General features: G+C 70.5%; 17 protein-coding genes. 5 read left to right on the top strand and 12 right to left on the bottom strand.

Annotation, left to right across the window (positions count from 1 at the left end; all coding sequences use genetic code 11):
* Positions 1-58: 58 nt before the first annotated feature.
* From DLJ53_RS19460 to DLJ53_RS19415, 10 genes are all read right to left on the bottom strand, one after another.
* Positions 59-1,009: an ABC transporter substrate-binding protein gene (locus tag DLJ53_RS19460; RefSeq protein WP_111348303.1), complete on the bottom strand. Its 951-nt coding sequence runs from the start codon at positions 1,007-1,009 to the stop codon at positions 59-61.
* A 331-nt stretch (positions 1,010-1,340) separates the two neighbouring features.
* Entirely contained in the window at positions 1,341-2,861 is a 1,521-nt protein-coding gene (locus DLJ53_RS19455) for a tripartite tricarboxylate transporter permease (RefSeq protein WP_111348301.1), read from the bottom strand.
* On the bottom strand, positions 2,858-3,448 hold the full coding sequence (locus DLJ53_RS19450) for a tripartite tricarboxylate transporter TctB family protein (RefSeq protein WP_162409399.1): 591 nt from the start codon (positions 3,446-3,448) through the stop codon (positions 2,858-2,860). Before DLJ53_RS19450 ends, DLJ53_RS19455 begins: the two co-directional genes overlap by 4 nt.
* A 244-nt stretch (positions 3,449-3,692) precedes the next feature.
* Positions 3,693-4,658 (bottom strand): Bug family tripartite tricarboxylate transporter substrate binding protein, encoded by a 966-nt coding sequence (locus DLJ53_RS19445; protein ID WP_111348297.1) that lies wholly within the window; start codon positions 4,656-4,658, stop codon positions 3,693-3,695.
* Positions 4,659-5,007: 349 nt separating this feature from the next.
* Complete coding sequence (locus tag DLJ53_RS19440) at positions 5,008-6,303, bottom strand: TRAP transporter large permease (protein WP_111348295.1); 1,296 nt, start codon at positions 6,301-6,303, stop codon at positions 5,008-5,010.
* A 3-nt stretch (positions 6,304-6,306) separates the two neighbouring features.
* On the bottom strand, positions 6,307-6,858 hold the full coding sequence (locus DLJ53_RS19435) for a TRAP transporter small permease subunit (RefSeq protein ID WP_111348293.1): 552 nt from the start codon (positions 6,856-6,858) through the stop codon (positions 6,307-6,309).
* Positions 6,855-7,865, bottom strand: coding sequence for a TRAP transporter substrate-binding protein (locus DLJ53_RS19430; protein ID WP_162409397.1), 1,011 nt, complete (start codon positions 7,863-7,865; stop codon positions 6,855-6,857). Before DLJ53_RS19430 ends, DLJ53_RS19435 begins: the two co-directional genes overlap by 4 nt.
* A gap of 78 nt (positions 7,866-7,943) precedes the next feature.
* Positions 7,944-9,191 (bottom strand): NAD(P)/FAD-dependent oxidoreductase, encoded by a 1,248-nt coding sequence (locus DLJ53_RS19425; RefSeq protein ID WP_146620035.1) that lies wholly within the window; start codon positions 9,189-9,191, stop codon positions 7,944-7,946.
* Positions 9,188-10,891: a hydantoinase B/oxoprolinase family protein gene (locus DLJ53_RS19420; RefSeq protein WP_111348287.1), complete on the bottom strand. Its 1,704-nt coding sequence runs from the start codon at positions 10,889-10,891 to the stop codon at positions 9,188-9,190. The genes DLJ53_RS19425 and DLJ53_RS19420 overlap by 4 nt, the downstream gene beginning before the upstream one ends.
* Complete coding sequence (locus tag DLJ53_RS19415) at positions 10,888-12,927, bottom strand: hydantoinase/oxoprolinase family protein (protein WP_111348285.1); 2,040 nt, start codon at positions 12,925-12,927, stop codon at positions 10,888-10,890. The genes DLJ53_RS19420 and DLJ53_RS19415 overlap by 4 nt, the downstream gene beginning before the upstream one ends.
* Before the next feature lie 121 nt (positions 12,928-13,048).
* Between DLJ53_RS19415 and DLJ53_RS19410 the strand changes: the two genes are divergently transcribed.
* The 3 genes from DLJ53_RS19410 to DLJ53_RS19400 all read left to right on the top strand — a co-directional run bounded on the left by DLJ53_RS19410 (position 13,049) and on the right by DLJ53_RS19400 (position 15,901).
* Entirely contained in the window at positions 13,049-13,966 is a 918-nt protein-coding gene (locus DLJ53_RS19410) for a LysR family transcriptional regulator (protein ID WP_111348283.1), read from the top strand.
* A 205-nt stretch (positions 13,967-14,171) separates the two neighbouring features.
* Positions 14,172-15,143, top strand: a complete 972-nt coding sequence (locus DLJ53_RS19405; RefSeq protein WP_111348281.1) for a 2-hydroxyacid dehydrogenase — start codon at positions 14,172-14,174, stop codon at positions 15,141-15,143.
* 92 nt (positions 15,144-15,235) lie between these two features.
* On the top strand, positions 15,236-15,901 hold the full coding sequence (locus DLJ53_RS19400) for an RraA family protein (RefSeq protein ID WP_111348279.1): 666 nt from the start codon (positions 15,236-15,238) through the stop codon (positions 15,899-15,901).
* Between the two features lie 18 nt (positions 15,902-15,919).
* Here the strand turns inward: DLJ53_RS19400 and DLJ53_RS19395 are convergent, their stop codons facing one another.
* Positions 15,920-16,858 (bottom strand): HlyD family secretion protein, encoded by a 939-nt coding sequence (locus DLJ53_RS19395; RefSeq protein WP_111348278.1) that lies wholly within the window; start codon positions 16,856-16,858, stop codon positions 15,920-15,922.
* A 21-nt stretch (positions 16,859-16,879) separates the two neighbouring features.
* Entirely contained in the window at positions 16,880-17,122 is a 243-nt protein-coding gene (locus tag DLJ53_RS19390) for a DUF3302 domain-containing protein (protein WP_111348277.1), read from the bottom strand.
* A gap of 569 nt (positions 17,123-17,691) precedes the next feature.
* Between DLJ53_RS19390 and paoA the strand changes: the two genes are divergently transcribed.
* The gene (paoA, locus tag DLJ53_RS19385) at positions 17,692-18,351 is read left to right on the top strand and encodes an aldehyde dehydrogenase iron-sulfur subunit PaoA (protein ID WP_111348275.1); all 660 of its coding nucleotides are present in this window, start codon (positions 17,692-17,694) and stop codon (positions 18,349-18,351) included.
* A complete protein-coding gene (locus DLJ53_RS19380; protein WP_111348273.1) occupies positions 18,348-19,298 on the top strand; it encodes an FAD binding domain-containing protein in 951 nt (316 codons plus the stop codon). The genes paoA and DLJ53_RS19380 overlap by 4 nt, the downstream gene beginning before the upstream one ends.
* Positions 19,299-19,300: the final 2 nt, after the last annotated feature.

Genomic DNA, 19,300 nt, shown 5'->3' with positions numbered 1-19,300 from the left:
GTCGGCGCCGACAGGAGATTGGTTCACGAGGTCCGGGCCGGCCTTCAGCGGGTCAGGTTCAGTTCTTCCAGCTCGTGTCGATCAGCGAGTCGGTGTCCGGGATCTCGCGGATGGTGCCGATCTCCATCAGGAGCGGGCCGGCCTTGGAGTAGAACTCCTGGATGCCGCCGGACATGAAGGCGTCGCTCGCCTCGCGGCCCTGCCACTCCAGGTAGCCGGCCGACTTGCCGAACGCCTCGCCGGACTGGTTCACGTCCGCGCCCATGATCTCGTAGGCCTTCTCCGGGTCGCTCTCGATCATGTCGAGCGCGGCGTAGTAGCCGTCGGCGAGCGCGCGGACGAGGTCGGGATGCTCCTCGATGAAGTCGGGCGTGCAGCCGAAGGTGTCCATCACGACCGGGTAGTCGAGGGTGGTTGCCATGATCTTGCCGGAGTCCGGCGCGTCACGCACGGCGGAGAGGTACGGCTCGTAGGTCATCGCGGCGTCGTTCTGGCCGGCGATGAAGGCCTGCGCCGCGGCCGACGGCTCGAGGTTCACGACCGTCACGTCGTCGAGGGTGAGGCCGTTCTCGTTCAGCATCCACGCGAGCACGAAGTAGGGCGAGGTGCCGGGGGCGGAGGCGGCGATGGTCTTGCCCTTGAGGTCGGCGATCGAGGCGATGTCGCTCCGCGTCGCCATGCCGTCGGCGCCGTGCGACATGTCGAGCTGGAAGAGCTGCTTGATCGGCACGCCGTTGGCGTTCCAGATCATGAAGGTCTCCACCGTGGTCGCCGCGCACTGGATGTCGCCCGAGGCGATGGCGAGGTGGCGGTCCTTCTGCGGGATCTTCTTGATGTCGACGTCGACGCCCGCCTTCTCGAAGAGGCCGGCTTCCTTGGCCAGCGTGAGGGGGCCGAACCCGGTCCACCCGCTCATGCCGATGGCCACGTCGGCGGCTGAGGCCGTAGCGGTCAGACCCATGCTGGCGGTGGCGGCAACGGCCAAGGTGCGGATGAAATTCTGACGCATGTGCGGACCCAACTCCCAGGGATTTCGGCGCGAATGTGACGCGACACGACCACACCGCGCCGGACCTGTCAACGAATTGGTCACCTGCCGGATCTGCCGCTCGATTGGGCAATAACTTGCCCGATCGTCGCGGCTATGCGCGGCCGTGGTCGGGGCCGGCATGGGCGTCCGCATGGAGCCGATGATCATCCCGCCCGAAGTCGGCGCCACCCGCATCGACGCCATGATCGTGGTCACGCCGGACGGGTGCGAAACGCCGGCCCCGGCCCGTCTCGCCGCCTGGCGGAGCGCGGCGACCGTCTCCCGTCGCGGCGGCGCCTGGCCGGCCGCCTCAGGCCGGCTCGAGCGGGGCAGGGCGGCGCGGCCGGGTCAGCATGACGACGAACACCACCGTCAGCGCCAGGAAGGCGAGGCTGTCCGGGCTCGTCAGGAAGATCGTCGGGTCGCCCTTGCTGAGCGATAGCGACCGTCGGAGATATTCCTCGAGGCTCGGCCCGAGGATGAAGCCGAGCAGCAGCGTTACGGTCGGGTAGCCCGCGCGGCGCAAGATGAACGCCAGCACGCCGAACACCAGCGTCAGCGCCATCTGCACGATCGACGTGGTCGCCACATAGGCGCCGACCAGCGCCACCAGCGCGATCGCCGTATAGAGCGGCGGCCGGCTGATCGACACGATCCGCACGAAGAACGGGCCGAACAGGAACAGCGACAGCGGGATCAGGACCAGCGCGCTGAAGAACAGCGAGCCGATCATCGGCCCGATGAGCTCCGTCTGGTTCGTCAGGAGCTGCGGTCCCGGCTGCAGCCCGTTGATGACGAGGACGCCGAGCACCACGGCCGTGGTCGGATCGCCGGGAATGCCGAACATCAGCATCGGCACGAAGGCGCCGCCGCACATCGAGTTGTTGGCGCACTCGGCGGCGGCGATCCCTTCCCGGCTCCCCTTGCCGAACTGGCCGCTCGACTTCGAGACCCGCATCGCCTCGGCGTAGGAGACGAACGCGGCCATCGACCCGCCGGCCCCCGGCAGCACGCCGACGAAGTAGCCGATCAGCGCGCTCTTGGCGTAGGTGAAGAGGCCGATCTCGCGGATCTCGCGCCATTTCGGCACGAAGTCGCGGCGGCGGAGCGCGCGCGCCGCCCGTCCCGCGGCGGCGATGAGGGCGGGGTCGTCGCGCGTCTGCGCCTGGATCATGATCTCGCTGATCGCGAACGTTCCGATGATGAGCGGCATGAGGTCGATGCCCTCCACCAGCGTCTCGGTCCCGAACGCGAACCGCGGCACCGGCTGCATCACGTCGACGCCGATGGTGGCGATCATCGCGCCGAGGATCGCCGCGACCGACGCCTTCGCCACCTCGCCGCGCTGCGCCACGACGATGACGACGAGCGCGAAGAGGATCAGCGAGAACTTGCCCGGCGTCTTGATGAGAAGGGCGAGCTCGGCCGTGATCGGCATCGAGACGAGGAGGAGCACCGCCCCGACCGCCCCGCCGAGCATGGAGGCGAACGCGGCGTGCCCCAGCGCGTTCGCCCCTTCGCCGCGCTGCATCAGGCGGTAGCCCTCGATCGCGGTCATTACCGAGGAGGGCGCGCCGGGGATGTTGACCGTCGTCGCGGTGATGGACCCGGCGTACATTCCCGCCATGAAGATCGACGCGCACATGACGAGCGCGCTGACCGGGTCGAGGCTGTACGTGAAGGGGAGCAGCAGCGCGATGGCGAGCACCGCCGTCAGCCCGGGCACGGCGCCGAAGAAGGTGCCGATCAGGAAGCCCAGCACCATGAAGCCGAGCACCGCCGGCTGGAACAGCGCCGCGCCGCCGGAGAGGACGTCGACGAGGTAGGTCATCGCGCGTCCCCCTTGGCAGGGGTGCCGGAGGCCGCGCCCGTCCCGGCGGCAGGGGGCGCGGCGTCGGGACCGGAGACCAGCGCCTCGATGCGCGAGAGGAGGGCGTCGACCGACGGGCTCTCGGGGAGCCGCACGTCGAAGAGGACGCCGAAGAGGAAATAGACGAGCCCGACCAGCACGGCGGCCTGAACGATCGCCCTCACGGGCCTCAGGGTGAGCCGGGAGAAGATGGCGAGGAGCGCCAGCGCGTAAAGGCCGGTGGAGATCAGGAAGCCCGTGGTCCGGAAGAGCGCGACGTAGAGCGCGGAGGCCACGATGACGAGTCCGGCCGCCGCGAGGCCGCCCCAGTCGACCGGCGCGGTCCGGACCTCGTCCTTGCGGCGGCGGCTCGACGCGTCCGTCACGACGACGGCGACGAGCGCGAGGCCGAGGGCGACGGCGAGGAGCTTGGGATAGTCGCTCGGGCCGACCGGGCCGATATTGTAGAGCGAGCGGATCTTGCCGGCCTGATCGAAGTAGATCACGGCAAACACCGCGAGCCCCAGCGGGACGAGGGCGCGCGCGAGGAGGGACGCAAGGAATTGCATGGTCACTGCCGGGTGATTGCGATCATGGATGGTGTCGCCAGCCGACCGGCGGGCGCTGCGGCCCGGCGGTGGCCGGACCGGCGTGGTTGGCCGCTGCCCGCGGGACCGGGCGGAACGGGCGAGCGGCTGCGGCGAAGGCCGGCGACGGCCGATCCGCATCGCGAGGGGACGAGCGATCGCGATCCGTGCCGCGTGCCGGCTCCGGACCGAACGGCGCGTGGCGCCGGAGCGGGGACGGAGGGGCCTACTTGCCCTCGATCTCGTCCATCAGCTGGAACAGCTCCGTCTGGGTGGACTCGACCCATTTCCCGGCGTCGTCCCCGGCGATCCAGCTCGGCGTGACGCCGATGTCGGACACCCAGCTCTGGAACGCGTCGCTGTCGTAGGCCGTCTTGTAGGCGTTCGTCAGCGCGGTGCGGGCGGCCTCCGGCGTGTCGGCGGGGACGGCGAGGAGGATGAAGCTGCCGATCTGCAGGTCGAGGTCCTTCTCCTTCGTGGTCGGCACGTCGGAGTAGGTCGGGTTGCGCGACTCGGAGAACTCGATGACGCCCTTCGCGTCGCCCGACTGGATCAGCGGGGCGAAGTCGCCGAGGCTGGTGACGACCGCGTCCACCTCGCCGGACAGCAGCGCCTCCTTCTGCGGCGCGGCGCCGCCGGGGTAGGCGATGAGGTCGAACTCGGTCCCGGTCAGCTCCTGCAGGCGCAGCATCGCGAGGTGCGTGCGCGAGCCGATGTTCTGGATGCCGACGCGCACCTCACCCGGGGCGTCCTTCGCGGCGGCGATCATCTCGTCGTACGTCTGGAACGGGGCGTTCTTGCCGACCATGAGCGCGTCGGGCTCGGAGGTGATCCGGGCGATCGGGACCAGCTTGTCCAGCGAGTAGCTGGAGAGGAGCCCCTGCCGCGGTACGGTGACGACGCTGTCGTAGGTGAGGGCGCCGACGGTGTAGCCGTCCGCCGTGGAGTTCATGACCTCCATGACGCCGGTCGCGCTGGCGCCGCCTTCGACGTTCTCGACGTACATCGTCCCGCCGAGCTCACTCTCGGCGATGGTCGTGATCTTGCGCGTGATGGCGTCCGTGCCGCCGCCGGCACCCCAGGGCACGACCACCCTGACGTCCTTCGCCGGGTAGTCCTGCGCCTGGCCGGGCGCGGTCATGAGCGGGAGCGCGCCGGCGAGAATCGCCAGGCAGGCAAGAGTGTTTCGCATCGTTTCCTCCAGTGCCGCCGGTCCGTTTCTGGCCGGTCGGTCGTTGTGGTGGCCGTGCGGGTTCGCCCGCCGTGCCTCGGTCCGCGCACAGACCGGCCGTCCGTCGGAGGACCGGACGACACCGGCGCTCTGGCGGCGGCCGGCGCACGCCGGCGGGTCGGCCCGTTGCGGGGCAGCCCCGAGGCGCAACTCTGCCCCAGGAACCACCCCCGGTCGAGCACCAAACATCGAGCGTGTGGCAGGAAGAGGATGCCCGCGCGGCGCAAGGCGGCCCGGCCGTCCGGGGCGAGCCCGATGCCCCCGCTATCGGACGGAGGGGACGGACGCGCCCCTCCGACGGCACGGTTGCTCAGTGCGGTGCCTGCGGCCCCATCACGAGGTCCGGGAGCCACAGGACGAGCTCCGGCAGGTAGGTGATCGCCAGGAGGACCGCGATGAGCGGGACCAGGAAGGGGAGCACGGCGATCGCCACCTTCTCGAACGGCACCTTGCCGACCTCGACCATGATGTAGAGGCCGACGCCCATCGGCGGTGTCGCGATGCCGATCAGGAGGCCGAGCTGCAGGATGAGACCGAGGTGCACCCGGTCGACCCCGTAGGCGTCCGCGATCGGCAGCAGCGTCGGCACCAGCATCAGCTTGGCCGGGACGCCTTCGACGACGCAGCCCACCACCAGGATGAAGCCCAGCATCAGCGCCAGGAACACCCAGCGGTCCTCGGTCAGCGAGAAGAGTTCCCTGGCGAGCGCCTGCGGGGCCTGCTCGATGGCGAGGAGCCAGCCCATCGCGATCGAGAACCCGATGATGATCATGATCACCGCCGTCATCATCATCGTCTCGTCGAGCGCCTTCCAGAAGCCGCGCCAGTCGAGGCTCCGGTAGACGAGGACGCCGAGCACGATCGAGTAGAGGCAGGCGAGCACCCCGGCCTCGGTCGCGGTCACCCAGCCGGTGAATATCGCGACGATGATGATCCCCGGCGCCATCAGCGCGAGGACGCCATCGACGCCGAGCCGAAGCACCTCCCGCGTCGGTGCGCGGGGCTGGGTTGGGAAGTCGTGCACCGACGCCAGGACGCGGTTGAAGACCATCAGCGACAGCCCCACCAGCAGCCCCGGCACCACGCCGGCGAGGAACATCCTCTGCACCGACTGCTCGGCCAGGAAGGCGTAGATCACGAGGCCGACCGACGGCGGGATCAGCGGCCCCACGACGGAGGAGGCGACCGTCACCGCCGCGGCGAACTCCGGCCGGTAGCCGCGCTCGCGCATCGCCTTGATCTCGATGGTGCCGAGGCCCGCGCAGTCGGCGACCGCAGCGCCCGAGACGCCCGCGAAGATCATCGAGGAGAGGACGTTCACCTGCGCGAGACCGGCACGGAAGTGGCCGACCAGCGCGTTGGCGAAGTTGAAGATCCGGTCCGTCACGCCGCCGGCGTTCATCAGGTTGCCGGCGAGGATGAAGAACGGCACCGACAGGAGGGAGGGATTGTCCACGCCGTCGAGGATCTGCAGCGGCACGACGTAGAGGCTGTCCGAGAAGTCGGACGTCAGGAAGGCGAGGATCGTCGCCGCGCCCACCGCCATCGCGACCGGAACGCCGAGGAGCAGGAGGGCGAGGAACGCCGGGAAGAGGACGACGGCCATGCCCTAGGGCTCCCCGACCTGTGCCGCGTCCGCCGCGCGGGCCCCGGTCGGCCGGGCAAGGAGCAGGTCGACCACCGACTGAAGCGCAACCAGCGACATGGACAGCGCCATCGGCACCGTGAGGAACAGGCGGCTCAGCTCACCACCGCCCGGCAGCAGCGCCCCGTCGATCGGCCCGCCCTGCACCGCGATCAGCGCCGGGATCTGCGACAGCACCGTCAGCGAGACGGCGAGCAGCACCAGCGGCGGCAGCGTGCGCAGCATCGCCGCGGCTGGGCCCGATGTGAGCCGGCGCACGACGATGTCGATCACGATGTCCTTGCGGAAGCGGTAGACGGCGAAGAGGCCGAAGAACGTCATCCAGACGAACAGGATCATCGTCCACGGCCACATCCAGTAGTACGCGATGTCGAAGGGGCGCAGGAGGATGGTGACCGCCGTGACGGTCAGCATCAGCAGCAGGCAGATGATGGCGAGCTGGCGGAAGACGACGCCCAGAACGCCGAGCACGGCGTCGAGGCGCGTCAGCGCGCGCCCCGCGGGTCCCCCGATCAATTCGTGCGGCTCGCGTTGACGGCGGCAAGGAAGCCCTCGGGCAGCTCGCCGGCGTCCTGCAGGTTCTCGTAGAAGGACGCCATCCGCTCCACGAAGGGCGCGGTGTCGAGGACGGCGAAGTGCGCGCCCTCGGCCTCCAGCGCCGCGACCATCTCGTCACCCTCGGTGTTGATCAGCTCGTCGGCGTAGGACGCGACGTCCATGTAGGCCTTGGTGACCGCCTGCTGCTGCGCCTCCGTCATCCCGTTCCAGGCGCGCGCGTTCACCATGTAGGCGACCGACTGGAAGTATTCGTCGGTCCGACGCACGTAGGGCGCCACCTCGTTGAAGCGCATGGAGCGCACGAGGGAGATCGGGCTCGTCGTGCCCTCGACGAGGCCGGACTGCATCGAGGAGTAGACCTCGGTCCACGGGATCACCTTCACGGAGGCGCCGAGATAGGTCCAGGCGTCCACCTGGGTCTTGTTGGAGAAGAGCCGCAGGCGAAGGCCCGAGAGGTCGTCCAGCGTGTCGACCGGGCGTGTCGTGACGAGGACGCGGTAGGGGCCGCGCAGGATCTCCGTCGAGGTGCCGAGCGTGATCACTCCGGCGGCCTTCTCGGCCTCCGCGAACCAGCCGCGCACGGTGTCCGACTTCATGAACGCGACCCAGTCCTCCCGGCTCTTGAACAGGAACGGAGCGGCGAGCCAGTTCATGTCCGGCGACCACTTCTTCATGAAGCCGGCGCCTTCCGCGAAGATGTGGACCGTGCCCATCTGCAGCTGCTCGAGCACGGAGTCGAGCTTGCCGAGCTGGTCGTTGGGGTAGAGCGCGATCTCGACCTCGCCGTTCGAGTACTCCTTGACGAGCTCGGCGAAGCGCTCGTGCACCCGGCCTTCGACCGAGTCGGAGGGCATCTGCGTCGCCATGCGCAGCGTCACCTCCTGGGCGCTGGCCGGCGCGAGTGCCGACAGAACCGAGAGCGCCGCGGCGATCCCGAATGCAAAGCCCCTAGCGATAGGCCTCATGTCGTATCCCCTTTCCTGACTCGTGCGTGACGTTAAGAGAGGCATATGCCGTGCCGGGCGCGGCAACCCGCCCGGCGCTCACCCGAATCGGCCCGCGCGCAGCAGGTTCGTCTCGGGCGGCAGGTCCCGGCCGTCGATGATGTCCGCCGCAATCGCCGCCGAGCGCGGCGCGCCCGACAGGCCCCAGTGCGCATGGCCGAAGTTGAAGACGATGTTGGCCGCCGCCGGCGCGCGGTCGACGACCGGCAGGCTGTCCGGCAGGGACGGGCGCGGGCCCATCCAGCGGGTCGTCGCGCCGCCGGGCGGTGTCCTGAAGAGGCGCTGCGCGTTGCGGGCGAGCGCGTCCGCGCGATTCCAGTTCGGCGGTGCGTCCGGGTCGTCGAGCTCGACGGTGCCCGTCACCTGAAGCCCGGTCTCCATCGCGGTGGCGCCGAAGCCGCGGGTGCCGTTCATGATCTTGTGGTTCAGCGGCACGTGGCACTCGGTGAACGTGACGTGGTAGCCGCGCTCGGCGACGAGCGGCAGCCGCACCCCGAGGGCGGCCGCGAACGGCCGCGACCAGACACCGGTGCACAGGACGAGCCGCCTCGCGAGCAGTTCGCCCCCTTCGCGGGTGCGCACCGCGATGGTCTCGCCAGGACGGATCTCCTCGACGGTGGCGCGCCGGAAGGCGCCGCCGAGGCCGCGGAACACCTCGAACAGCGTCTCGACGAGGCGCTTCGGGTTCACGGTATGACCATTTCCCGGCAGGTACGTCGCCCGGCGGATCGCCGGTCCGAGCGAGGGTTCGGCCTCCCGCACCTCGTCGGCGGTGAGGTCCTGCGCCGGGATGCCGAGATCCTCGCGAAGGGCGGCGACGGTGAGCTCGTTCTCGCCCGGCGCCTCGCTCTCGTAGACGTAGAGGTAGCCGTCCTCCCGCAGGAGGTCGGCCGCCGCCGTGGGGCCCAGCGCGGCGCGGTAGGCGTCGAGGCAACCCGCATGCAGGAAGCGCATGCCCCCGGCCGAACGGCGCGCCTGGTCGAGACGCGAGGCGCGGATCCAGCGCAGCACGAAGGGCGCCGAGCGGACCGCCCAGTTCGGCCGGACGGTCACCGGCCCGTCGGGGTCGACGTACCATTTGGGCACCTTGCGCAGGATACCGGGCATCGCGAACGGGGTCGCGGTGTTGGGGCCGATGGCGCCGCCGTTGCCGAAGGAGCAGCCCGTGGCCGGCCCCTCGCGGTCCACCAGGATCGTGGCGTGGCCGCGCTGTTGCAGCGTGAGCGCCGTCATCACGCCGACGATGCCGGCGCCCACCACCAGGACGTCTGCAGGAGCGTCGCTCACGCGTCCTCGCGCTCCGCCGCGGCGGGCTCGAGACCGTAGACCTCCCGCGCCGCGTCCTCGGAGATGAAGCCGTCGGCGAGGTCCGCCCTGACCCGCTCGCGTTCGCGCTCGCGCGGGTCGCCGTAGCCGCCGCCCGCCGTGGTGTGGAACGTCACGGTGTCGCCCGCCCGCAGGTGCTCGACGTCACCCATCGCGTGCGGCAGGCGCCGCTCGCCCTCGCGGCCCTCGTTGATGACCCAGGTTCCGCCCGCCCCGGCGAGACCGCCGCCGAAGCCGCGCGGGCGGATCACCGACTTCTGCGACGTGTGGGTGAAGATCCCGCCGCCCTGCAGGACCTGGTAGGCGATCGTCTGGCCGACGCCGCCGCGTCGGTAGCCGGCGCCGCCGGTGTCGGTCTGGTACTCGCGCTTCAGGAAGAGGACGGGGGATTCGATCTCGGTCGCCTCCACCGGCGGAAGCGAGCAGTTGGTGACGTGGCAGGCCATGACGTCGATGCCGTCGAGGTCGGCGGTGGCGCCGAGGCCGCCGGGCGTCACTTCGCCGAAGCCGTACCATCGGTTCGTCGCCGGGTCGTGGACGGAAGTGTAGTTGTACTGGCAGCCGCAGGAGTCGGCCATCACCCGGTCCGGCACGGCGTCGGCGAGGGCGCCCATCACGAGGTCCACGATCGCGTGGCAGCACACCATGCGCTGGTAGACGGCGGCGGGCTGGCGGGCATTCACGAGCGAGCCCTCCGGCGCGATCACCGTGATCGGCTCGCGGCACCCCTCCGAGTTTGGCAGCGACGGGTCCGTGAGGCAGCGCATCACGTAGTAGATCGCCGACATCGTGGTCGAGAGCGGCGCGTTCACGGGGCCGGAGATCTGCGGGTCGGTGCCGGTGAAGTCGAACGTGATCTCGGCTCCGGTCTTGTGGATCGCGACGCGGATCATGTGAGGCCCGCCGGCATAGCCGTCGTCGAGGATCGGCACCTCGCCGCGGTAGACGCCGTCGGGGATCGCCGCGATTTCCTGGCGTGACCGCGTGGCGCCGTGGCGGATCAGGAGGTCGACGATCTCGCCCATCGCGTCGCCGTGCTCGACGAAGATCGCGGCCAGCTCCTCCGCGGCGGCGACGAGGCTGCCGTTCTGGGCGTAGAGGTCGTTCTCGAGCGCCGCCGGCACGCGGGTGTTGCGCAGGATGAGGTCCATCACCTGCGGCACCGGGCGGCCTTCCTCCACCATCTTCAGCGGCGGAATGAGAAGGCCCTCCTGCTGGATCTCGGTGTTCCAGCCGCGCGTGCCCATCGTCATCGCGCCGACGTCGAGGTGGTGCGCCATCAGCCCGGTGAAGCCGACCAGCGCGCCGTCCACGAACACCGGCGCGTAGGTGACGATGTCGTTCGTGTGTGCGCTGCCGAGGGAGCCGCCGCCGAGGTACGGGTCGTTGGTGACGACGATGTCGCCGGGTCTCCACGCCTCGCGCGGGATGTGGTGGTCGAGGATCGACCTCAGGACGATGCCGACGCAGTTGAGGTGGATCGGGATGTTGGCCGACTCGGCGAGGAGGCGGCAGTCCACGTCGAAGAGGGAGGCCGAGCAGTCCTCCATCTCCTTGATCATGAAGGACTGGCCGGCGCGCACGAGGCGCTCGCTCATTCCGGCCGCGACGGTCAGCAGCTTGTTCTGCAGGATCTCGAGGGTGATCGGGTCGACGCTCATTGTGCAGTCTGCGCCTCGATATGGAGATGGCCGGCGGCGTCGGCTTCGAACGACCAGCCGGGCGGGGCGATGAAGGTGGACCCGGTGAACTCGACCACGGCGGGTCCGGCGATGCGCACGCCCGGCGCCAGTCCCTCGTGCCGCCAGACGGTGGCGGTGACGGGGCCTGAGGCGTCGAACCACACCTCCCGGGCGCCCTGCGGCGCGGCGAGCGCGGCGTCCGGGGTGCGCATGAAGCTCTCGCGGGGCAGGCGGCCGACGGCGCTGACGCGGATGTTGGTCAGCTCCACGCCGATCGCGGGCATGTTGTAGCCGTAGCGCTCAAGGTGCCGGTCGTGGAAGGCGGCGGCGAGCGCGTCGAGGTCGGCGGCGTCGGTCAGCGGCAGGTTGAGCTCATGCGTCTGGCCCCGGTAGCGCAGGTCGACGCTCGCGAGGAGGAGGGGCTCCATCCGGTCGCGCGTCTCCTCCTCGAGCCAGGCCGCGCCGGTCTCGAGCAGCGCAGCGAGCTCGCGCGGCAGGGTGTCGGCGTCGAGCGCCGCGAGCGGCCGCACGAGGCTGAGGACGAAGTCCTGCGTCAGGTCCGCCGACAGCATGCCGAGGGCGGACATGTTGCCCGGCGCGCACGGCACGACGGCGCGGCGGATGCCGAGCTCCCGGGCGAGGCCGATGGCGTGCAGTGGCCCCGCGCCGCCGAAGCCGACGAGCGTCATGCCGCGCGGATCGACGCCCCGCTTCACCGACGAAAGCTTGATCGCGTTGACCATGTGCGATTCGGAGATGCGCACGATGCCGAGCGCGGCCTCCATCAGCCCGAGGCCGAGGCGGTCCGCGAGGTCGCCGACAGCCTTCCGGGCGAGGTCGATGTCGAGCGTGCCGGCACCGGCGAGGAACCAATCGGGATTGAGCCGGCCGAGGAGCAGGTTGGCGTCGGTCACGGTCGGCTGTGTGCCGCCGTTGCCGTAGCACGCCGGGCCCGGCCGCGCGCCGGCGCTCTTCGGGCCGACCTTGAGGGCGCCCGCCGCGTCGATCCAGGCAATCGAGCCGCCGCCCGCGCCGACCGTCACGAGGTCGAGGCTCGGCAGCTTCACCGGCAGCCCCGCCACGGTGCTCTTCGTCGTCATGGTCGGGGTCGCGTTGGAGACGAGCGAGACGTCGGACGAGGTGCCGCCCATGTCGAAGGTGATGATGCCGGGAAGGTCCGCCTCGCGGGCGATGACGGCCGAGCCGACGATCCCGCCCATCGGCCCGGAATGGGTGAGGGCGACGGGCTGCCGGCGGCCGGCGGCGAAGCTCATGATGCCGCCGTTCGCGCGCATGATGCACGGCGCGTTGGCAAGTCCGGCGCCGCGCAGCCCCGCCTCGAGCTCGGCGAAGTGCTCGTCGATGGGCTTCATGACGAAGGCGTTGGCGACGGTCGTGGAGGTGCGCTCGAACTCGCGGAACTCGCGCAGGATGTCGGACGAGACGGAGAGGCGCAGCGCCGGGAACTCCGCCCGGGCGACGGCGGCGATGCGCTGCTCGTGCACCGGGTTGACGTAGCCGTTGATGAGGCAGACCGCGACGGTGTCGACCCCGGCGGCGACGATCGCGGCGAGCGCCTCGCGCACGTCGTCCTCGTCGAGCGGCTCGACGACGTGGCCGCGCGCGTCGATGCGCTCGGTGACGCCGAAGCGGAGCCGCCGCGGGACCAGCGGCTCGGGCGGGCGCCAGCGGATGTCGTAGATGTTCTCGTTGCGGTAGGCGCGGCCGATGGCGAGGACGTCGCGGAAATTCCTCGTGGTTATAAGGCCCACGGGAACGGCGTCGCGCTCCAGGATGATGTTGGTGACGAGCGTGGTCCCGTAGACGAGGCGGTCCACCTCGGCGAGCGTCTTGTCGGCGCGGGCGAGCGTGGTCTCGACGCCCTCGAGCACGGCAGCGGCGAGCGCACCCGGCCGGGTCGGAACCTTATGTGTCACAAGGGAACGGTTGGCGCCGTCGAGCACGACGATATCGGTATGCGTGCCGCCGGTATCGACGCTCACCAGAAGTCCCATTGAGCGTGTCCTTTACGCTAAGGTCTGTTCTGGTTCGCGAGCGTTGCAATCGTCGGCGCTGTAATCAAATGGCAAATCCTCACTCCCGTATAACCGCAGGTGAAGTGTTGGGAGGGCCGCGATGGCCGTGCGTCTGGATCTCCGGCAAATCAGGGCGCTCGCGGCGATCGTGCGGGGCGGCAGCGCATCCGCCGCCGCGGAGACCCTGGCGATCAGCCAGCCCGCGGTGAGCAAGATCATCGCCGGCATGGAGGACGAGCTCGGCTACCGCCTGTTCCGCCGCAGCGGCCGGCGCCTCGCCCCGACTCCCGAGGCGCTGGCGCTGATGCCGCTCGCCGAGCGCGTCCTGGGCGAGCTCGACCGGCTGAACCGCGGGGCGGAGGCGGTCGGCCGCGGATCGGGCGGCCAGGTCAGCATCGCCGGCAACCACACGCTGATCTCCGCGCTCGCCGCCCGCGCCGCGACCCGGCTGCGCAGCGTCCGGCCGGAGATCAGCGTCTCGCTGATCGTGCTCCCGCCGAACGAGACCGTGACGAGCGTCGTCAGCGGGCACGTCGACATCGGCCTCTCCTACGGCCCGCTGCACCACTCCCAGCTCGTCATCGAGGATGTCGGCGCCTGGGCGTGCGCCTGCGTCTTTCCGTCGGGGCATCGGCTGGAGGGACTGCCGACGGTCTCGCCGCGCGACCTCGCCGGCGAGACGCTGCTGACCTATTCGGAATCATCGCCGACGGGCGCCGCGCTGCGGCGCCAGTTCCACGCCGAGCAGCATGAGCTCGTCCCCGCGATCATCCTGTCGAGCACGCCGCTGGTGCTCGACATGATCCGCAACGGGCAGGGCGTCGGCCTCGTCGACACCTTCGTGCCCTTCGCCACGGCCTATCCAGACCTCTCCGGACGTCCGCTGACGCCGCGGATCGAGAACGTGTCGAAGCTCCTGGTCTCGACCGCCGGCGCGCCGTCCTCCGCCGCCATCGCCCTCGCGGCCGAGGTGAGGGCGGTGGCGCGGGCGCTGGGAACGGCCGGCTCGCTTGGCTGATGCCGCCGGCGGGACTTGCCAGCGCGATGGCACAGTGGTTGCCAGAGGAGAGACTCGGCACGACCCGCCGTCCCGGAAGGCGCATGTCCCGACCCCGCCGGTCCCAGACCGTGCGGGCCCCGGTCGGACGCCATTGCCCAACCGCCTGCCCCCGACCGGAAGCCGGGACGCGCCACCACGAACACGAAGGCCCTGAGCGATCACCATGATGGACACCATCGTCTTTCTCGACCCCATGTCCCCCGAGCGCCTTGCGCGGCTCGAGCAGTTCGCCTCGCCGCGCTTCGCCGTGACGACGGCGGCGAGCCGCGCGGCGGACGACCAGCTCCACGCGCTGCAGGGGGCCCGTTTCGCGATCACCGGTGACGTCCCGGTCACCGCGCGGATGATGCGCGAGGGCGCGGCCGGCGGCCTCGAGGCGGTCCACAAGTGGGGCGTCGGGTACGACAACATCGACCTCGACGCGGCTCGGGCGGCAGGCGTGCGGGTCTTCCGCACGACCGGCGGCAATTCCGTCGCGGTGGCCGAGTCCGCCCTCGCGCTGATGCTGGCGGTCAACCGGCAGACGGTCGCCGGCCACATCGGCGTCCTCGACGGCAAGTGGCTGAAGGGGGAGCTGGGGCCGCGGATCTACACCCTCTCCGGCAAGACCGTCGGCCTCGTCGGCCTCGGCTATATCGGCAAGGCGCTGGCGCGGCTGCTGACCGGGTTCGGCTGCCGCACGCTTTACACCAAGCCGACGCCGCTCTCGCCGGCGGAGGAAGCCGGGCTCAACGCGGCCCACGTCCCCCTCGCGACGCTCCTGGCGGAGAGCGACGTGGTCTCGCTCCACTGCGCCCTGACGCCCGAGACCATGGGGCTGATCGGCCGGGAGGCGCTGGCGGCGATGAAGCAGGGCGCGATCATCGTCAACACGGCCCGTGGCGGGATTCTCGACGAGAACGCCCTCGCCGACGCGATCGAGAGCGGGCACATCCGGGGCGCGGGCATCGACGTCTACGAGACCGAGCCCGTGCCGCCGGAGAATCGTCTGGTCGGGTTGAAGGGCGTCGTCACCACGCCGCATATCGCGGCACTCGCCGCCGACAATTTCGGCAAGACCGTCAACCGCATGCTGGACAATCTCGCGCGGGTCGCCGCCGGCGAACCGGTGCCGGAGCTCGACGTCCTGGTCTGATCGGGTCGCCGCGCGGGCCGGTCCGGGGGCGCGGAACGGGCCTTGCTGGGCACGGGGTGCCGCGGCGCCGGCCGCTCAGCTTGGATCGGACCATGACCTATATCATTCGTGACATGCCCGCGCAGGTTCCCAAGGATGACCTCGACCTCCTGAGCGGCGTGGAGACGGCGACGCTCGGCCACTGGCGCCACTTCGGCTTCCTGCACACGGCGATCCAGCCGCTGATCCCCGGCCGCCGGGTCGTCGGCACGGCAGTGACGATCGCCATCCCCGGGCCGGACTCGACGCTGCTCCATCACCTCATGGGGCTGCTGCGGCCGGGCGACTTCGTCGTCGTCGACCGTCTCCACGACGACCGCTACGCCTGCTGGGGCGGCGGCGTGACGGTCGCGGCGAAGGCGGCGGGCGCGGTGGGTGCGGCGGTCGACGGGCCCTGCACGGACCTCGAGGAGATCCGTGCGTCGGACTTTCCCATGTGGTGCCGGGGCCTCTCGCCGATCACCACACGGCTCTACGACCTCGGCGGGGCGATCAACGTGCCCGTCTCGTGCGGCAACACCGTCGTGATGCCGGGCGATGCGGTGCTGGCGGACGAGTCCGGCGTCGTCGTCCTGCGCCCCGGGGAGGTGCGCGGGGAGGCCGAGGCGGCACTGAAGCGCCAGGAGGTCGGCAAGGCGCGCGAGGAGGCGGTGCGGCAGGGCGCCAGGCTCGGCGAGGCGACCGGCGCCACGGCAAGGGTCCTCGCACGGCTCGGCTGACGGGCGGGCGCGTCGCGATTACGGGACGACGAAGTTGAGGTAGCTCTCCATCCGCAGCATGACACGGCGGATGATGTGCGCGACCTGCAGCTTCGGCGTGAAGATAACGGCCGTCCCGGCCGCACCCCCGCGCAGGGCCTTCAGGATGTTCGGATCGTCCATCTGGATCCGGACGAAGTAGGGGACCGACTGCAGGTTGCGCGTGGCGATCACCGTCCCGCTCGTCATGACCTGGCCCTGAGCGTTGACCTCGACCACCGAGTCCACGGTGCCTGTGAAGATCTGGCCGGGGCGCGTCTTGAAGGCGAGTTCCACCGGCTGTCCCGGCTCCACGAACCGTATCGCGTTCTGCGCGATCTGCGCGGCGACGACGATGCCTTCAGTCTCGATGAAGGTCATGACCGGTGCGATGGGGGCGGTGGTGACCCGCTGGCCGGGGCGGAGGGCGAGCGTCGTGACGAACCCGTCCGCGGGCGCCACGACCGTCGTCTGCTCGAGGTCGTAGGCGGCGGCCGTGTGCTGCGCCTCCAGCTGGCGCATGGCGGTCTGCGCCTCCTCGAGGTCGAAGCGACGGCCGGCGGGGCCCTGTCCAAGCTCCTTGAACTGCTCGACGCGCAGCCGTGCGAGCTCGAGCTGGGCGTCCAGCGCGTCGAGCCGCGCCTGGTACGGGACCGGGTCGATCCGGAAGAGCTCGTCGCCGGCTTTCACGGGCACGTTCCGCTCGGCGACGACCTCCGTCACCTGACCGGCGACGTTGGGCACGATCGGCACGGTGTTGACGATGACCGCCGCGTCGCCCGTCGGCGCGGACCATTGCAGCGGGATCAGCAGGAAGATGTTCAGCGCGATGAAGACGACGACGGTCGACAGCCAGCTCGCCGGCTTGTTCGGCAGCACCTTGATGCCGACGAGGAGGGCGATCAGCCCGAGCCAGATGATGGTGAGAAAGATGATCATCGCCGCGCTCCCTGGGCCGCGTCAGTCGTGCCCGGATCGGGGCGTGGCGTCGGTGCGGGTGTGCGCCCAGATCATCATGATCGGCCACAGGATGCCGCCGAAGAGCAGGCCGAGCCAGCCGCCGACGGCGATCGCGTCCGCCTGCGGGTGGCCGCGCCGCCGGGCGATCACGCCCGGCATCCGTGCCAGCACGATGAAGATGATCAGCACCGAGAGGCCGACGACCGACAGAACGACGAGCGAGAAGATATCGATCGGTTGCACCTCAGCCTCCGCCCACTGGCCCGGCCGCGTTGCCGTGTCGGGGACTATCGCCCGCCGCGCCGTGTCCGACAACCGCAGACCGTCCGCCCCTCCAGGCCAGACTGCAAAACCAAAAAAGAAAATCAGGACCTTGCGGGGTCCGAGTCCACTATCGCCGGTGCCTGCCCCGAGGCGCCGGTCATGAAATGTCTTGAGTACGCGTCACGGCGCGATGATGCCACAGGACGGGATCCTGCGGAAGGTCGCCGGGGTCTTGCGGAAAGGGGACGCGTGTCGCCGCACGCGGGATCGCGGACCCGGACGCGGTCCCGCGGGCGCTGCGACCAACTTACGCGATCCCCCGCGGCATCGGGAGCTCCCCGCCGTTCGTCGACCTGGTCGATCGGCACGATCGCTTGCGGTCCGGCGGCGATCAGGGTGCCGGATGGCCGGACCCGGTCATCGATCCATGAAGCGGGCTCATGGCCGTGTTGAACGGGACGGCCCTAATCGGCCGCCGCGGTACGCCCTAGTTCGACTTCATACAATTCCAGTTCCGGATTGATGCGTCAGTGACAGGAAGGCCTGCCATGAGCCCACCTCTCGAATTCGAAATGCGGCGCCGGACGTTGCTCGTCGGCACCGTGGCGACCGCCGTCACCGCCGGGATGGCCCGGTCCGCGCGCGCCCGGACCGGCGCGGCCGGTGCTGCCGCGGCCGCCGTTCCCGCCGGCCCGGTGCAGTCGACCGTCAACGTCACGGTCAACGGCGAGGCGCGGGCGCTGACCCTCGACAACCGCACCACGCTCCTCGACGCGCTGCGCGAGCACATGCACCTCACCGGTGCGAAGAAGGGCTGCGACCACGGCCAGTGCGGCGCCTGCACCGTGATGGTCAACGGCGAGCGCGTGAACGCCTGCCTCAGCCTCGCCGTCATGCACGAGGGCGACGAGGTGACCACGATCGAAGGCATCGGCACGCCGGAGAACCTCGACCCGATGCAGGCAGCCTTCGTCGAGCACGACGGTTACCAGTGCGGCTACTGCACGCCCGGTCAGGTCACCTCTGCGCGCGCCGTGATCGAGGAGATCAAGGCCGGTATCCCGAGCCACGTCACCGGTGACCTGACGGCCGCCATCGCCATGACGGACGCCGAGATCCGCGAGCGGATGTCCGGCAACATCTGCCGCTGCGGCGCGTACGCCAACATCCTGGCGGCCATCACACAGGTTGCGGAGGACGAGGCGTGAGGGCGTTTTCCTACGAGCGGGCGAGCGACCCGGCCGCGGCGGCGCGCCGTGCGGCTGAGGTCGAGGGCGCCAGGTACATCGCCGGCGGCACCAACCTCCTCGACCTCATGAAACTCGAGATCGAGACGCCGGTCCACCTCATCGACGTCTCCGGCACGGGTCTCGACGAGATCACCGAGACCGAAGACGGCGGCCTCAGGATCGGGGCGCTGGTGAAGAACACCGCGCTCGCCGCCGACCAGCGCGTCCGGCGCGACTACGCCGTCCTGACGCGTGCGCTGGTGGCCGGCGCCTCCGGCCAGCTTCGCAACAAGGCGACGACCGCGGGCAACCTGTTGCAGCGCACCCGCTGCCCGTACTTCTACGACACCGCGATGCCGTGCAACAAACGCACCCCCGGCGCGGGCTGCGCGGCGCTCTCGGAGGGGGCGTTCTCTCGCCAGCTCGGCATCATCGGCACATCGGAGGCCTGCATCGCGACGCATCCGTCCGACATGGCCGTCGCGCTCCGCGCCCTCGACGCCGTGGTCGAGACGGTGACGCCTGCCGGCGACACGCGGGCGATCCCGCTGGAGGACTTCCACCGCCTCCCGGGCGACACGCCGCAAACGGAAACGGTGCTGGAGCCGGGCGAACTCGTCACCGCGGTGACGCTGCCCGCGCCGGTGGGCGGGCGCCACGCCTACCACAAGGCCCGCGACCGCGCGTCCTATGCCTTCGCGCTGGTCTCGGTCGCCCTGATCCGCCTGCCGGACGGGTCCGGCCGCGTCGCCCTCGGCGGCGTCGCGCCCAAGCCGTGGCGCCGGGCGGAGGCGGACGCCGAACTCCCCAACGGGGCCCGTGCCGTCATGGCCCGCCTCCTGGAGGGCGCCCGCCCGACCGAGGAGAACGCATTCAAGATCACGCTCGCCGAGCGCACGCTCGCGGCGATGCTGGCCGAGGGGTGAGA

Source organism: Acuticoccus sediminis, from assembly GCF_003258595.1.
Classification (GTDB): domain Bacteria; phylum Pseudomonadota; class Alphaproteobacteria; order Rhizobiales; family Amorphaceae; genus Acuticoccus; species Acuticoccus sediminis.
The sequence above is the reverse complement of the archived record's forward strand: the minus strand, read 5'-3'. Positions and strand labels throughout refer to the sequence as shown.

What these genes read in the sequence shown, in the direction of transcription:
- DLJ53_RS19460 (WP_111348303.1), bottom strand. Translation starts at nt 1,009, where the DNA reads ATGCGTCAGAATTTCATCCGCACCTTGGCCGTTGCCGCCACCGCCAGC.
- DLJ53_RS19455 (WP_111348301.1), bottom strand. Translation starts at nt 2,861, where the DNA reads ATGACCTACCTCGTCGACGTCCTCTCCGGCGGCGCGGCGCTGTTCCAG.
- DLJ53_RS19450 (WP_162409399.1), bottom strand. Translation starts at nt 3,448, where the DNA reads ATGCAATTCCTTGCGTCCCTCCTCGCGCGCGCCCTCGTCCCGCTGGGG.
- DLJ53_RS19445 (WP_111348297.1), bottom strand. Translation starts at nt 4,658, where the DNA reads ATGCGAAACACTCTTGCCTGCCTGGCGATTCTCGCCGGCGCGCTCCCG.
- DLJ53_RS19440 (WP_111348295.1), bottom strand. Translation starts at nt 6,303, where the DNA reads ATGGCCGTCGTCCTCTTCCCGGCGTTCCTCGCCCTCCTGCTCCTCGGC.
- DLJ53_RS19430 (WP_162409397.1), bottom strand. Translation starts at nt 7,865, where the DNA reads ATGAGGCCTATCGCTAGGGGCTTTGCATTCGGGATCGCCGCGGCGCTC.
- DLJ53_RS19420 (WP_111348287.1), bottom strand. Translation starts at nt 10,891, where the DNA reads ATGAGCGTCGACCCGATCACCCTCGAGATCCTGCAGAACAAGCTGCTG.
- DLJ53_RS19415 (WP_111348285.1), bottom strand. Translation starts at nt 12,927, where the DNA reads ATGGGACTTCTGGTGAGCGTCGATACCGGCGGCACGCATACCGATATC.
- DLJ53_RS19410 (WP_111348283.1), top strand. Translation starts at nt 13,049, where the DNA reads ATGGCCGTGCGTCTGGATCTCCGGCAAATCAGGGCGCTCGCGGCGATC.
- DLJ53_RS19405 (WP_111348281.1), top strand. Translation starts at nt 14,172, where the DNA reads ATGATGGACACCATCGTCTTTCTCGACCCCATGTCCCCCGAGCGCCTT.
- DLJ53_RS19400 (WP_111348279.1), top strand. Translation starts at nt 15,236, where the DNA reads ATGACCTATATCATTCGTGACATGCCCGCGCAGGTTCCCAAGGATGAC.
- DLJ53_RS19395 (WP_111348278.1), bottom strand. Translation starts at nt 16,858, where the DNA reads ATGATCATCTTTCTCACCATCATCTGGCTCGGGCTGATCGCCCTCCTC.
- paoA (WP_111348275.1), top strand. Translation starts at nt 17,692, where the DNA reads ATGAGCCCACCTCTCGAATTCGAAATGCGGCGCCGGACGTTGCTCGTC.